1 protein-coding gene is annotated in these 1,342 nt (G+C 68.9%); it reads right to left on the bottom strand.

Translation table 11 applies throughout. From position 1 onward, the window contains the following. Positions 1–1,342: heavy metal translocating P-type ATPase (locus IEV67_RS18870; RefSeq protein WP_229703377.1), on the bottom strand; the 1,342-nt coding region annotated here is incomplete at both ends.

The following is a 1,342-nucleotide window of genomic DNA, read 5'->3' as shown; positions in this document are numbered from 1 at the left end:
GGTGAGCGTCCGGACTACCTCGGGGACTTCAGGGCGCAGTTCGTCGCGGACGCCGATCGCGGCGACGGGGGTTCCGTCGCGGTGGACGATCACGACGGTCATGCCCTGCTCCTCCAACTCCGCGACCTGCTTCCCGAGGTCGCCCGCGTCCAGCCAGCGAGGACTGCCGACGGTGATTCTCGATCCGCCGACAGTGCCGTCGATGCCGTGCCCGGCCTGCTCGGTCACATCTGCAGCTGCCGGTGTGCCCGGGGCCGCGGCGGTGATCGCAGAGGCAAGGGGATGCGTGCTGTGCTGCTCCAGTGCGGCCGCCCAGGCCAGCGCCTGTGTCTCGGTCACGCCGTTCGCAGTGAGCACCGCGGTGACCGCAGGTTCGTTGCGGGTGAGGGTGCCGGTCTTGTCGACCGCGACGTGGCGGACCGTGCCGAAGCGCTCGAAGACGGCGCCGGACTTGATGATCACGCCGAACTTGCTTGCTGCGCCGATCGCGGCGACGACCGTCAGCGGCACCGAGATCGCCAGCGCACACGGAGAAGCGGCGACCAGCACGACAAGCGCGCGGGTGATCCACACTTCAGGGTCGCCCAGCAGCGACCCGATGATCGCGACGAGCGCGGCGAGGATCAGAACGCCGGGTACGAGCGGGCGGGCGATCCGGTCCGCGAGACGTGCACGCTCGCCCTTCTCCGTCTGCGCCTTCTCGACCAGCTCCACGATCGTCGTGAGCGAGTTGTCGGTACCCGCAGCGGTCGTTTCGACCTCCAGCACGCCGGCGCTGTTGATCGCACCGGCCGACACCGCATCGCCGGGCTCCACCTCGACGGGGATCGACTCCCCGGTGATCGCCGAGGTGTCCAGGCTGGAGCGGCCAGAACGGACGATCCCATCGGTCGCGATCCGCTCACCCGGGCGAACCGCCATGACCTGCCCGACCGTTAGCTCTCGCGCCTGCACCTGTACGGAGACGCCGTCACGCAGCACGGTCGCTGTCTCCGGAACGAGCTTCAGCAGCGCCCGCAAGCCGCCCCGGGCGCGGTCCATCGCCTTGTCCTCGAGCGCCTCAGCAATCGAGTACAGGAACGCCAGAGCAGCAGCCTCCTCGACATAGCCGAGGATGATCGCGCCGATCGCGCTGATCGTCATCAGCAGCCCGATGCCGAGCTTGCCCTTGAACAGCTTCCGGATCGCGCCGGGCGTGAACGTCGACGCGCCCAGCAGCAGGCCGGCCCAGAACAACACCAGCGCCGGGATCTCAAGTCCAGACCACTCGAAGATCAGACCGGCCAGAAACGCGACACCGGAGAAGACCGGCACCATGATCCCGCGGTCCCTCCACCAGGGC

It is taken from the genome of Microbacterium murale, from assembly GCF_014635185.1.
Lineage (GTDB): Bacteria > Actinomycetota > Actinomycetes > Actinomycetales > Microbacteriaceae > Microbacterium > Microbacterium murale.
The sequence above is the reverse complement of the archived record's forward strand: the minus strand, read 5'-3'. Positions and strand labels throughout refer to the sequence as shown.